Annotated in this window: 11 protein-coding genes; 8 read left to right on the top strand and 3 right to left on the bottom strand. The window is 45.8% G+C overall.

Annotated elements, in window-relative coordinates; translation table 11 throughout:
- Positions 1 to 4 precede the first annotated feature (4 nt).
- The 3 genes from SPIGRAPES_RS07510 to SPIGRAPES_RS07500 all read right to left on the bottom strand — a co-directional run bounded on the left by SPIGRAPES_RS07510 (position 5) and on the right by SPIGRAPES_RS07500 (position 3,402).
- Positions 5 to 910, bottom strand: coding sequence for a carbohydrate ABC transporter permease (locus tag SPIGRAPES_RS07510; protein WP_014270170.1), 906 nt, complete (start codon positions 908 to 910; stop codon positions 5 to 7).
- Between the two features lie 69 nt (positions 911 to 979).
- Positions 980 to 2,266 (bottom strand): ABC transporter substrate-binding protein, encoded by a 1,287-nt coding sequence (locus tag SPIGRAPES_RS07505; RefSeq protein ID WP_014270169.1) that lies wholly within the window; start codon positions 2,264 to 2,266, stop codon positions 980 to 982.
- A gap of 26 nt (positions 2,267 to 2,292) precedes the next feature.
- Positions 2,293 to 3,402, bottom strand: coding sequence for a phosphotransferase enzyme family protein (locus SPIGRAPES_RS07500; protein ID WP_014270168.1), 1,110 nt, complete (start codon positions 3,400 to 3,402; stop codon positions 2,293 to 2,295).
- 105 nt (positions 3,403 to 3,507) lie between these two features.
- On the opposite strand from SPIGRAPES_RS07500, the gene SPIGRAPES_RS07495 reads away from it, so the two are divergent.
- From SPIGRAPES_RS07495 to SPIGRAPES_RS07460, 8 genes are all read left to right on the top strand, one after another.
- A complete protein-coding gene (locus tag SPIGRAPES_RS07495; RefSeq protein WP_014270167.1) occupies positions 3,508 to 4,386 on the top strand; it encodes a PocR ligand-binding domain-containing protein in 879 nt (292 codons plus the stop codon).
- Positions 4,387 to 4,549: 163 nt separating this feature from the next.
- The gene (locus SPIGRAPES_RS07490) at positions 4,550 to 5,833 is read left to right on the top strand and encodes an ABC transporter substrate-binding protein (protein WP_014270166.1); all 1,284 of its coding nucleotides are present in this window, start codon (positions 4,550 to 4,552) and stop codon (positions 5,831 to 5,833) included.
- Positions 5,834 to 5,897: 64 nt separating this feature from the next.
- Complete coding sequence (locus tag SPIGRAPES_RS07485) at positions 5,898 to 6,803, top strand: carbohydrate ABC transporter permease (protein WP_014270165.1); 906 nt, start codon at positions 5,898 to 5,900, stop codon at positions 6,801 to 6,803.
- 9 nt (positions 6,804 to 6,812) lie between these two features.
- Positions 6,813 to 7,646, top strand: coding sequence for a carbohydrate ABC transporter permease (locus tag SPIGRAPES_RS07480; RefSeq protein WP_014270164.1), 834 nt, complete (start codon positions 6,813 to 6,815; stop codon positions 7,644 to 7,646).
- Between the two features lie 52 nt (positions 7,647 to 7,698).
- A complete protein-coding gene (locus SPIGRAPES_RS07475) occupies positions 7,699 to 9,237 on the top strand; it encodes a sulfatase family protein (RefSeq protein ID WP_014270163.1) in 1,539 nt (512 codons plus the stop codon).
- Complete coding sequence (locus SPIGRAPES_RS07470; protein ID WP_014270162.1) at positions 9,234 to 10,253, top strand: LacI family DNA-binding transcriptional regulator; 1,020 nt, start codon at positions 9,234 to 9,236, stop codon at positions 10,251 to 10,253. Before SPIGRAPES_RS07475 ends, SPIGRAPES_RS07470 begins: the two co-directional genes overlap by 4 nt.
- 480 nt (positions 10,254 to 10,733) lie before the next feature.
- Positions 10,734 to 11,699: a tripartite tricarboxylate transporter substrate-binding protein gene (locus SPIGRAPES_RS07465; protein WP_014270161.1), complete on the top strand. Its 966-nt coding sequence runs from the start codon at positions 10,734 to 10,736 to the stop codon at positions 11,697 to 11,699.
- 58 nt (positions 11,700 to 11,757) lie between these two features.
- Positions 11,758 to 12,282, top strand: a complete 525-nt coding sequence (locus SPIGRAPES_RS07460) for a tripartite tricarboxylate transporter TctB family protein (protein WP_014270160.1) — start codon at positions 11,758 to 11,760, stop codon at positions 12,280 to 12,282.

Here is a 12,282-nt window from a genome sequence, read left to right as displayed (position 1 = left end):
CCTCCTAGTACTCAAGGTCATCATTCTTGAAAATGACATTCGTACAGATAAACGAGATGATAACCATAGCGGCCAAAATTACGCCAACAGCAGCACCTGCGCCGACATTGCGGCTTGTTACCACCGTATTTGCCCCGAAAACACTCTGGTACATGTAAACCATCGGAGTAACTGTTCCCATGTCAGGGGTCAAGGGGCTGAAAACCTGTGACCATACGAAGAATCCTACGATGCTGATGGTCCAGAGCACGATGTTCGTCCTGAGTACATCCTTGAGCAAGGGATAGGTAATATTGGAGAATTTTTTCCAGGTGTTTGCCCCTTCGATGGTAGCCGCCTCATAATAGTCGGCAGGAATCTTCTCTATGCCAGCCATGAAAATCAAGACGAAATACCCGACCATCCCAAAGCTATAGGCCAAGGTAAGGGCTGCGAAAATATTATCAGGGGCTGTCCATTGGAAAGCTGCCAGTTTATTCATATGCAAGAATGCGAAAAATGTCTTGAAAAGACCATAGCGGGCATTGAATACATAGTGGATCCACATCGTGCCCATGGCTACTGCGGAAATGACGTTCGGAAGATAAATCACTGCCCTGTAGAAAGACTTATGTTTTACTCCGGACGTAAGGGTTACAGAAAAGAAAATAGCTATCAGGAACACCCCGATACCACCATAAAGCCAGATTCCCCCGATGTTCCTCAAAGATGCCTTGAACAGGCTTTCCCCAAAGAGTGTCTTATAGTTCTCTATCCCTACAAATTGCCATTTCGCTATGGCATCGGTTATATTGCCTACGTCAAAGAGGCTCATGAATACCGTCCTGAGGGTAGGATAGAGAAACACGATTAGGTAAGAGAGGATCGCAGGGGCCAAGAAGACCGCAAGCATGGTTTTGCTTCGTTTCATCTTCGATTTCCTTTTCTACAAAAAATAGGCAGGAGCCCTGAAAACAGGGCTCCTGTTTCAAGGGGAAACTTATTTTTTTACTGCTGTGACAAACTGTTCGGCAGTGTATTGGCCACTGATCAGCTTGGTGAAAGCTTCGATAATAAGAGGAGTCTTGTTTGTCTCGGTCTCAATACCTGCTGCCCAAGGATAGCATGTTGTGAGGTTGGTGAACAAATCTTTGGCTTCAGAAAGTTGCACAGGCCAATCGGTGGTTCCCCCTACAGGCACTCCATATGACTGCTGGGCAAGCTGTTTGTCCCATTCGCCTGTAGTCAGATGGGTGATAAGGGCAAAGACAACATCAGGATACTTGCTGTTCTTGCTGATCTGGAAAGCCTGGCCGCCATAGTTTGCGCAGGTAATATTGTCGGTTCCATTTGGAACTGTAGGGAAACTGAAGGTTCCCCAAGGGAAGTCAGGACCGGTAGTGCCCATGATTTCATTGACAAGCCAGGTTCCGTTGAGATACATCGAAACGGTACCGTTTGCAATATCCTGCTGACCTGAAGGCCATTTATTGGCGCCAACGGTCTCTGAGAAATAGCCTTTCTTGGCTAAATCCTCGAATGCCTTTGCCATCTGCAATACTACAGGGTCATCCCACATGGCACCAGTTTTATCTGTGACCAAAGCCTGTACCCACTGGTAGCCCTTTGCACGTGCAAGGTAGTATCCCATAAGGGTGTCGACATAGGCATCATCGGTGGTGAGCGGTACAAAACCTGCTTTTTTCAGTTTTGCACAAGCCTCGGTGAATTCTGCCCAGGTTTGGGGGGCTGTTGTGATTCCTGCCTTTGCAAAATGGTCCTTATTGTACATGAACGCAAATACAAATGGCTGGTAGGTTACTGCCATCAAAGTCTTGCCGTCTTTGCTATAGGCGCGAGCCTGGGTAAGCAAAGATTTCATGACTGCATCCTCATACGGCTTGCCGTCGGTTCCCGGCCATGCCTTGGTTACATAATCGTCCAAGGAAATTGCATAATCTCCCCAGGTTTTCACGACACGTTCGGTATCCTCGTCCCAGAGGTCGATTGCCTGTCCATTATCAAGGGCTGGTTGCAACGTTTTCCGGATTTCCCTTCCACACCAGTTGATCTCGACTTTTACCCCAGGGTTCTTTACCTCGAAATCTTTGATAGCCTCTTCAATTACCATGCCCTGTGGCTCTGTCTGGTTCCACATCGACCAATATACAATTTTCTTTTGTTCCTGTGTCGACGTCTCCTCTTTGGCGCCTCCGGCAAAAATGTTTCCGGCACAGAAGGACATGAGCAACAACGCAGTCAGAGCAATTTTCACTGTTTTTCGCATTCGTAACCTCCTAGAAATATCCCTGGCTATACGGTCAGGTCTTTGATGAATGTAGTAATGGCACCCCATTGTCTGTCCATGTCCTGCATGAGCGCAATCTGGGTGCGGGCGCGCTCAAGGTTGTGACTTGGCCTGTCAATGTGATAATAGATGTCGCCGTTGAGATAGTCGGTCAAAAACCTTACTGCCATAATCTGGGTAATGTTCCTGCCCGACTCTGCAATGAGACTTGTTTCCTTTGGAGTGAGAAACTTCTCTGCTTTCTCGAAATAACCTTGGACCATAGACTGGAACAGCGTGATATTGAAGCGAACTTTTGCCAGGTCCGTTTCATCTTCCTTTGCCGTGCAGGCTCCGGTCCTGATCATGTCGCCGGTATCGAACAGACAGGTACCACTCATAACCGTATCGAGATCGATGACACACAAAGCCTCGCCGTTCTGTTCGCTGAACAGGACATTGTTCATTTTGGTATCATTGTGGGTCACCCTCAGGGGAAGTTCCCCGTTTTTCAGCGCATCGATGAGAACCATGCCGCGTTCCCTGTTTTCCATGAGGAAGGCAATCTCTTTGGAAACCGAATGCATTCTGCCTGCTTTGTTCTCTTCAATAGCTGTATCGAGTTGTTTGTAACGCACTCCCATATCATGGAAATCGGGAATAGTGACATGGAGTTTTCCGCCATCAAAATCAGAAAGCTGGAGAGCAAAAGTACCAATGGCACCACCGAGTAGATATGCATCAACCGCATCAGACAGAACACTGAAGGTCCGAACCCCATCGATATAGCGATAGGTTCGCCATAGCCTTCCCTCACGGTCTTTTGTAAAGAAAGCACCTGACTTGGTAGGGATGAGCTGGAGACAGCGCTTATCTATTTGGTCGGCTTTTTGTTCTTCCAGTTTGTTTCTTATATGGCTGGTAATAGCCTGAATATTTTCCATTACTTGTTCTGGGTGCGGGAATACTACACCATTCACCATCTGATGGGTATATTTTTCCAGTTTATCTCCATTTTTAAATGTCGAGATAAAGGTACTATTGATATGCCCTTCGGTGTTGCTCTTGAGATTGAGGATAACTCCATCGATAGCAAATTGTCCAATGATTTCCAGTACTCTTTCGTTTGCTTGCATGCAGATTCCTTTCGTGACTTAAGCGTATGATGGAAGCGGGTGGGTGTATAGGTTAAAAAAAGGAATCGATATGGACAAATCTGCAATTTATGCAATACTAATTCTATGCAGGAAACCCAACAGATATTCTTTGACCCAGAGGTCAAACAGCTCATAGACAGTTTTTCGTATTGCTTTGGGGTCAAGATTACCCTGTATTCCCCCTTGGTCGAGGAATGGTTGGTCGGGGCTTTCTTGAAGTCCAGTGACTATTGCACACTCTTACAGAAAGGATTGCATTATCGTCCCAGATGCCTTGCCCAGGATAAGTTGATGTGCGAGCGTTGCAAGCGGTTGGGAAAACTTACAGTGTATCGCTGCCATGGGGGACTCAATGAGGCTGTCATGCCGATTGAACGTGACGGGATGACAATCGGATATGCCATGCTCGGCCAGTTTAGGACCCTTGAGCATGCCCCTGCCCAGTTGCTTGGTGAGTGGACCAGCTCAGGCCTTGAGGAAAAGGATTTTATTTCTGCCTACATGGCCCGACCATATTTCGAGGAGGAGACGCTTTCAAGGATGCTGCATCTTTTTACCATGCTCATCAACTTTGTCTCATCCTCTTCCTATGTCAAACTCTGGCAACCGCAACTAGTGGAAAAAGTCATCCAATATCTGGATGAGCATATGCAGGAACCAAGCAACCTTACTGTCGTTGCCAGAGCCGTCGACCGAAGTGAATCGGCAGTGTCTCATGCCATCAAACAGAAGTTCGGCGTCTCATTCAAACAACTGGCCACGGTGAGGAAGATTCAGCGCTTCGAAAGCCTTCTGAACAAAAACCCTTTGCTTCAGATCAATGAGGCTTCCCTGCTTGTCGGATTTCCCGACCAGCTCTATTTCTCCCGGGTTTACCGAAAGTTCAGGAACTGCACCCCCTCGCAATATATCAAGACTCTTCACAGCAAGGAACTCAACGGGGAATTGCTCTCCTTTGGGTAGAAACTTAGGCCACCTTCCATATTTTATAAAGTTGTAGTTAGTCAGTAGGGCAATAAGAAAAATTGCTTGACATCCATCTGTAGTGACCTATACTTAATGCGAGTATACACAGCAGTGTATATCTTAAATAAAGGTTGTATCGAAATTGCAAAAGGAGAATAGCATGAAAAAATTGGTATCTGTTGCAGTGGTTTTCGCACTGTGCACCGCAGGTTTGTTCGCCAATGGCACTGCAGAAAAATCTGCCGAGGGTGGCAAGACAGTCTTGAAAATTGCAAACTATGCAGTGCTTGAATCAGGATATATCCCTTTCTGGGACGGGATAAAAAAAGGTTTTGAGGCTGAAAATCCCACTGTTGAGATTCAATGGGTTTCCGCTCCTTATGGCGAGATCATGAATCAAGTAATCAATATGGCCGGTGGTGGAGACAAGGTAGATGGAATCTTTGGCGAAATAGGCTGGATTCCTGGATTCGAAGATGCTGGCCTTGCAGCCCCCATTTCCGATATCCTTCCTGCCTCCTTCGTCAATGACTTTTATCCAGATGTCCTAAATTCTTTCAAGATCAATGGTAATGCGTATGGAATCCCCTTATATATTTCACCATACGTACTGTATTACAACAAGGCATTGTTCGAGCAGGCAGGCCTTGACCCGAATACACCACCCAAGACCTATGACGAAATGCTCAAGATGGCAGAAAAGCTCTCCATGCTCAAAGACAAAAATGGCAATAAAGTCTACGCTTTCGGCCAGACCACTGCTTCTGTCCCCGTATCCGGCGATTCGCTGACTGGTATGATTTTTAACTTCGGCGGAACCGTTCTCGATGCCTCAAAGAAGCTCAGTGTCGACAATCAAGGCTTCAGAGATGCAATCGCTATGCTCAAGACCTTGGACGACAAGGGTTACAACCCGCAGAACGCCAAGCTCAAGGATCTGCGAAACCTCTTTGCCCTTGGACAGCTTGCCATGTATTACGACCAGAGCTGGGGTTTCAACGGGATCAAGTCCATTAATCCCGATGCCATCAACTTCACCAGTTCTGCTGCCCCACTTATCGGTGGCCAGGGAAAGGGCCAGTCTATTTTACAGGCGCATTGCTTCATTCTCGTAGATAATGGGGGAGCAAGGAAAGCGGCACTCTCGAAGTTCGTACAGTATGTCATTTCCGAAAAGGTACTGAGCGATTACCTTGCAAACACTACCCCTGCCTATCCTGCAAAAGCCAGTATGGCAAAAATGGCCGGTGTTCAGAACAATCCCGTTCTCAAGGGAGCTGCCGACTCTGCCAAGAATGTAAAGGCCCAGCCGTTCATCCCCCAGTTGACCGATCTGAACCTGGAACTTTGTTCCCTGGCCCAGGCTGTAACCGTAGGCAACCAGGATGTCGACTCAGCCATAGCCAATTTCACAAAGGTTATGCAGGCCAAGTTAGGCAACTAGCCCCATACCGATCCCAAGGTTGCAATATACCTTGGGATTACTTTACTTGATTGAAGGAAATAGCATGAAAAAAGGAACACAGACACTCTCGGACAACGGGTATTCGTTCGTCTTGACCCTACCTGCGGCTATACTTACCATAGCTTTTATTATTGTACCTATCATTCAGTCGTTGTATATGAGTTTTCTCAAGTATGGTGTCAAGAACATTATTAGCGGAAAGCCTGGGCTCTGGAATAATTTTGATAATTACATCCGGCTTTTCAAGACGGGGCAAATACCTTCTGCAACTTGGCATACGCTCTGGTTTGTCTTGCTAGTCATCCTTTTTCAATTCATACTCGGGATGGCTTTGGCTCTGGTTCTCAATACCGATTTTAAAGGTTCCAGACTTGCCAGTTCCATCATGTTGACTCCTTGGGTAGTCCCGACGGTTATCTCCGGTCTGATCTGGATGTGGCTCTTCCAGCCCCAGTATGGGTTGGTTAAGTTCCTTGTTTCATTCTTTTCTGGAGGAACTGTCAAGGATTTTGCAGTACTGAACAATCCTCAAACCGCCTTGGGTGGCATTGCCATCGCAGCACTCTGGAAACAGATTCCCCTGATGACGCTTTTATTGCTCGCAGGGCTCAGAAATGTCCCTTCTGATATGCTGGAGGCTGCAACCATCGATGGAGCAGGTCCGGTACGCCGTTTTTTCTCTATTATTCTTCCGTTCCTCTCCCCTGTAATCAAAATTGCCGTATCGATGTCAATCATCGAGAATTTTAAACAATTTCCCTTGTTCTGGACCATGACCGGAGGTGGCCCGAACGGGTCGACCACCAATTTTGCTATTCTCAGTTATCGGGAGGCCTTCGTATCCATGAATCTTGGGTCCGGCGCCGCAGTTACCACCATTTGGATGTTGCTGATGATTTTTGTAGTAGGGTTCTACCAGAAAATCTTCCGTGTCCAGGATATGGCTTAGGAGAAACGTATGCAAACAAGATTGTCAAAGACTCTGCGAAGTGTCGTTTTAGCCCTGATTCTCCTCTTCTTGTTATTCCCCATCTACTGGATGCTAGTGACCGCTTTCAAGACGAATATGGAGGCCTATCTCTATCCCCCGTCTTTTTTCCCGAAAAATTTCGTGCTGACAGGATTCATCAATCTTTTTACCCAGAACAATGAGTTTTTCGTCTATTATGGAAATAACTTTCTGGTCTCCTTTGCCTGCGCACTGATTACCTGTGCCGTAGCAATTTTCTCAGGGTATTCGATCTCCCGGTTCAAAACCAAATGGAATAAGATTTTCATAGCCATCCTGCTCTCCTCTCAGATGTTTCCGATTATTTCCAGGATGATTTCCCTCTATTCCATGATGAGCAAGATGGGGATTATCAACACTCGTTCAGGTCTTATCCTAGCAATAGTAGCTGCCCAGATTCCCTTTTGTAGCCTATTGCTTTCCAGTTTTTTTGCTAATATTCCCCGTGAGATAGAGGAAGCAGCAACGGTTGACGGTGCTTCGAGAACAACCATTCTTCTCAAGCTCATTACACCACTGGTGGCACCCGGAATCCTGGCAGTTGGTATCTATGCCTTTTTGATGACCTGGGATGATTACCTGCATGCTGCGACTTTGATACAGTCCGATTCACTCAGGACCCTTTCGGTGGGAATCAGTCTGCGCTACCTTGGTGAACTTTCTTATGACTGGTCTTTGATCAATTGTATTTCAGTTATTGGCACACTCCCTATGGTTTGTGTATTCTTTTTCTTCCAGAAGTATATGGTAAAAGGTCTGGTCGCAGGGGCTGTCAAAGGCTAGGATTCTCTAGTTGCAGTTGCATTGCCGTTTTTTAACCAAGGAGCATTGAACAATGAAACCGAAAAGACAAGTTGTTTTCATTATGACCGATACTACCCGCTGGGATATGGTCGGTTGTTACGGGTATCCCGATATGAAAACACCGAACATAGACCGGCTTGCGTCGGAAGGAATTCGTTTTGACAAGGTTTATTCCACCCAACCGGTATGTGAACCGGCCAGGAGTGCTATCTTTACTGGCCTCTATCCCCATTCCAATGGGGGTATAACCAATACCGTTCCCCTCGCAAGTGGGGTTAAAACTATCGGTGAATACCTGAAACCTGAGGGAATCTCTAGTGCTTATATCGGTAAGTGGCACCTCGATGGCGGGGACTATTTTGGCAATGGTATTTGCCCACAGGGGTATGACAGCGACTATTGGTATGATATGCGTTGCTATCTCAATGAACTGGATGCACAAGACCGGTACAAAAGCAGACAGGAAAACGCCTCATTGGAAGGATCCGGAATTGAAGAGGAATTTACTTTTGCCCATAGGGTCTCTGACCGTGCTATCGATTATATCGATAAGCATAGCAGTGAGGATCTGTTCCTCTGTGTCAGCTATGACGAACCCCATCAGCCCTACCTTTGTCCTAAACGGTTTGCTGATCTCTATGCTGATTATGAGTTTCCAAAGCGTCCCAACTATTGGGATACCCTTGAAGGTAAACCCTTGTTGCAGAGACTTTGGGCTGGGACTCATTTGCAGGAAGACAAAGACAGTCTCCATATAAAACCCCAGCTGTTTTTAGGCTGTAACAGCTTTGCAGACTATGAGATCGGCAGGGTATTGGATGCCGTGAAGGAGAAACTGCCAGACGCCATGGTGGTCTTTACCAGTGACCATGGGGAAGCCCTTGGAGCCCATTCCCTCTCGCTTAAGGGTCCGTCAGTCTACGAGGAGATTTCCCATATTCCCCTCATTATCAAGGGAGGAGCTTATGCGCTGAGCCCTGCGGGTACCAATTATGCGCATGTAGCAACCCATATCGACCTGGTTCCAACGTTTCTTGATTATTTTCAGATTCCCCAGCCACCGGTATTAAGCGGGGTGTCGATGCGGGCGATTATAGAGAATCCCTTTGGAAAACCCCTGCACCAGACGGTATTCAGTGAATTTCACCGGTATGAGATCGACCACGATGGTTTTGGAGGCTTACAGTTCATGAGGGCTGCCATTACCGATGACTATAAAATGGCAATACACCTTCTTGATGATACTGATGAACTGTATGATGTAAAACAGGACCCATACGAGATGAAGAACCTCATCGATGAAGAATCGTACAAACAGGTCAGAGATGAGTTGCATCGAGAAATATTACAATGGATGAACGATACCCGTGACCCCTATCGTGGGTACCAATGGAAATGCAGGCCTTGGAATAAGAAAGAAGTCACCCCTGATTGGGAATGTGATGGATATACGCGACAGCGTCCAAGCGCTCCCGGTGAGCTCAAACAACTGGATTATGATACAGGTAGTGAGATTTCAGAAAATGTCCGGCAAAAAAAGAAAGCAAGCAATGTGGTGGGAACAATATGAGTGACGATATCAAACGGGTTACCAGAAAGGATGTAGCCGAGCTGGCAGGGGTAACCCCCACTATCGTATCCTATGTGATAAACGATAACCGTTATGTTGATACCGTAAAGAAGAAACGGGTGCTCGCTGCTATCAAGGAATTGGGCTATCGTCCAAATTCGTTTGCACGTGCCCTGAAAGGCAAGCAAAGCAACCATATCCTTTTTATTGTTGATGACCTATTGAGCAGTCACTTTGCCAAGATTATCAAGAAGATGGATTCTTGGGCATATGAGAAGGGAAGTTTCATTTCCCTATGCGAAAGCCAGAACAGCGATGAGTTTGTCAGCCAGATTTACCAAAGGTACTTTGATGCGGTCATCATCGCTTCAGGTACCTTCCGGCAGAAGTACATACAGCAACTCATTGATACAGACATTCCTGTTGTTTTGTTGGAGATGCGTAACTATAGCAAACTCCATGGGGAGTTTGCCCTTATAAATTCTGGTCTGTACGAAGGTGCGAGGCTTTGTACCCGGACTTTGCTTGAAAAGGGAAGAAAAAACCTTGTTTATGTGCATAGCCGTTTCGTGGAAAACAATGAGTTTATCCTCGAGGAAGATTTTCGTTACCATGGATTTACTGATGAGCTGAAGGTTGCAGGCATCGATTCCTATCGTATCATTCAGGGGTACCATGACAAAATTGAGCTTGAGGAAACAATCGGGTGCTTGCTGGATAGCGGCTTTCGTATCGATGGGATTTTTGGAAGAACCGATTCGGAAGCAATCCCTGCGATGCATATTTTACAGCAGAGGGGTTATGACTTGCCTGCAGACTGTTCGGTGATTGGAGTCAACAACTCCGATTTGTGTAATTATGTACAACCGTCTCTCTCGTCCCTTGATATAAATCGAGGCGAAATCGGTGAAGCGGCGAAGCATCTGCTGGACAAAATGCTCTCTCACCAGAATTTGGACAAGGATGAGCTACACATCAGCCTTACTGCTGAACTTATCAAACGGGAAAGCCTTTAGCAGGGTGGGACTGGCAATCTGGTATCGTGGGTACTGTATGCTTCGGTCCTGCTTCCCAAGGATAAGCGAAAAGGGAATATTTCTCTTCTTTGAACGGTAAAAATTAGCTGTGCGCAAAATGTACCGAAGATGAGATCCTGATTTCTTGATTAACCTAAAACACTTTAGATAAAGGCAGCTATTCAATATTTTGCATAATGGTTGTACTAATTTTCCCTGTGTGGGAAAAAACAAAGGGAACAGAGGCGTGAATAGGCAAGGAAGTGCTTGTCGTTTTCCTGTTTTTTCTATCATTGTTTTCTTTGTCTTACCCTGTCACAGTTTATTTTCACTGGGACCAATACTTAGTAAGAATACAGGTTGTATTGTTTTTCCCTATAGCCATACAACTTTGTATGTGAAATGAGAAAAATTGTATTGTACAATGAGAATGCTGCCATATACTGGGAAAAACATGAATTACAAAACGGAGGTTCTCTTATGAAGAAGATTATTCTTGTTCTCCTTATTGCCCTTTTGGCAATCGGTTCTGCATTTTCCCAGGGAAAAGCGGAATCTTCAAATGTTGATGCTTGGCCCCAGGATGCGATTACCGTAGTTTGTCCTTGGGCTGTCGGTGGTGTTGCTGATATTGTAAATAGAAAAACATCTATTTTTGGTGTCGAGCAACTGGGAAAACCGATCCTTGCAACCAATGAACTGGGAGCAGGCGGTAATGTTGCTTTGACCAATTACCTCAAGAATGGACCTAATTCCACCACGCTTATCTTTGGTGCAGAAGGTGCTTTTTCAATCGCTCCGAACGTAGCAGGATCGGAAGCCCTTCAGTTCACCTATGATGACTATGTCCCAATCATTAACTTGTATTCTTCCATCTTTGTCATGACTGCCGATGCCAAGCTTGGCATTACTGATCTCGATTCCCTCAAGGCTTATGGCAAGGGTAAGAGACTAAAGGTAGCTGTAAACGGTATTGCAGGCTCTGAAGCTTTCCTGGCCAAAGCCCTTTTCAAGGAACTTGGCCTGGAACTCGACCTTATCAGTTATAACGGTGCAAACCTTGCACTCGATTCAGCTGCCAAGGGTGAGACCTCGTTTGCCATTTCCCATCAGTCCCAGGCCAAAGGCAGTGTTGAAGCTGGAATCCTGAGTCCTGTTGTAGTGTTTGACAAGCAGGGGGTAAACAACGAAGTATTCAAGAACGTGAAAGGCGTCGGCGAATACGGCTACACTGCCTATTTCCGCAACAGATGTTTTATCCTTGCCCGCAAAGGTACTGATCAGAAAGTTATCGACAAGGTACGCAATGCCTATCTGGCCATTTTACAGAAACCTGAGGTTGTTGCTTTCTACAAGACCCTCATGATTGAAATTGACCCCATGGATCTCCAGCAGATCAATGCCCATATCGATTCCGTCACCAAGATTGTAAAAGCAAATATCTAAGTATTGGGAAAAGAAGGGATGGGGCTGTTGTAGCCCCATCTTGCTGAAAAGGTGGAATATGAGTACCGTAATCGAATTTATAAAAAAGTTGGACCATAAAATCGATGCAACTGCCGAACGTATCAAGGACAGGAAAATTCGATTCTATCCTACAATAGTCGGACCTATTGTCTTTATTGTTTTCTCTGTCGTAGTACTGGCTTTGATGCCTGGCCAGATAAAAATCCAGCCAAATATGTCGATCAATGCCAGAACCTTTCCTTCTATTTTAACCTATCTTATTTTGGGCAGTTCATCGGTTCTTTTGATAAAAGATGGAGTTAAGCTTATCAGGAAAATTCCCGTCGAGAAACTTGAGCTTGAGTTGCTAACCGAACTCAAGGCTTTGATCCTGTTGTTCCTTCTCATGCTGTATGCCTTAATGATGAAGACAATCGGTTTTATTGCTGGTTCCGTAATCTATTCCATTCTGATGCTCTATTACTTCAGGGTAAAAAACTGGAAATATTACACTATCGTCGTTGCCTCTGCCATAGCGATTGGCATTATCTTCCGGTTCGTACTGAACGTCCGGTTGCCCTAG

The organism is Sphaerochaeta pleomorpha str. Grapes (genome assembly GCF_000236685.1).
GTDB lineage: Bacteria > Spirochaetota > Spirochaetia > Sphaerochaetales > Sphaerochaetaceae > Sphaerochaeta > Sphaerochaeta pleomorpha.
Note: the sequence above shows the minus strand (reverse complement) of the source record. Positions and strands in the feature narration are given on the sequence as shown.

Bases quoted from the DNA above. Each gene is read 5' to 3' on its own strand.
- SPIGRAPES_RS07485 (WP_014270165.1), top strand. From the start codon at position 5,898: ATGAAAAAAGGAACACAGACACTCTCGGACAACGGGTATTCGTTCGTC.
- SPIGRAPES_RS07495 (WP_014270167.1), top strand. From the start codon at position 3,508: ATGCAGGAAACCCAACAGATATTCTTTGACCCAGAGGTCAAACAGCTC.
- SPIGRAPES_RS07460 (WP_014270160.1), top strand. From the start codon at position 11,758: ATGAGTACCGTAATCGAATTTATAAAAAAGTTGGACCATAAAATCGAT.
- SPIGRAPES_RS07470 (WP_014270162.1), top strand. From the start codon at position 9,234: ATGAGTGACGATATCAAACGGGTTACCAGAAAGGATGTAGCCGAGCTG.
- SPIGRAPES_RS07475 (WP_014270163.1), top strand. From the start codon at position 7,699: ATGAAACCGAAAAGACAAGTTGTTTTCATTATGACCGATACTACCCGC.
- SPIGRAPES_RS07490 (WP_014270166.1), top strand. From the start codon at position 4,550: ATGAAAAAATTGGTATCTGTTGCAGTGGTTTTCGCACTGTGCACCGCA.
- SPIGRAPES_RS07480 (WP_014270164.1), top strand. From the start codon at position 6,813: ATGCAAACAAGATTGTCAAAGACTCTGCGAAGTGTCGTTTTAGCCCTG.
- SPIGRAPES_RS07510 (WP_014270170.1), bottom strand. From the start codon at position 910: ATGAAACGAAGCAAAACCATGCTTGCGGTCTTCTTGGCCCCTGCGATC.
- SPIGRAPES_RS07465 (WP_014270161.1), top strand. From the start codon at position 10,734: ATGAAGAAGATTATTCTTGTTCTCCTTATTGCCCTTTTGGCAATCGGT.
- SPIGRAPES_RS07500 (WP_014270168.1), bottom strand. From the start codon at position 3,402: ATGCAAGCAAACGAAAGAGTACTGGAAATCATTGGACAATTTGCTATC.
- SPIGRAPES_RS07505 (WP_014270169.1), bottom strand. From the start codon at position 2,266: ATGCGAAAAACAGTGAAAATTGCTCTGACTGCGTTGTTGCTCATGTCC.